The 228-nt window shown below is 66.2% G+C and carries 1 protein-coding gene; it reads right to left on the bottom strand.

Features of this window, described 5'->3' with window-relative positions:
* Positions 1-13: 13 nt before the first annotated feature.
* A partial coding sequence (locus BN358_RS23375) for a PTS glucose transporter subunit IIA (protein WP_198018410.1) occupies positions 14-228 on the bottom strand: 215 nt, incomplete at its 5' end.

Raw genomic sequence — 228 nt, 5'->3', positions numbered from 1 at the left:
CGACGGGCTCCTCTCAGGGCGTCACGTCAATGATGGCGTCCCCGGACCGAACCGTGTCGATCTTCCGCGGGGTGACGGAGCCGAGCGTCATCGTGTTGATCACGACCACGATCGTGGTGGTGTCGTATCCCGCGGAGCGAACCCCGTCGAGATCCACCCTCGCCAGCAGGTCGCCGGCCTCCACCCGCTGGTGCTGCTTCACGTCCAGATCGAAGAACCGGCCACCCA

Source organism: Sedimentibacter sp. B4 (assembly GCF_000309315.1).
GTDB lineage: Bacteria > Bacillota > Clostridia > Tissierellales > Sedimentibacteraceae > Sedimentibacter > Sedimentibacter saalensis.
This window is presented reverse-complemented; position numbering and strand designations above follow the sequence as displayed.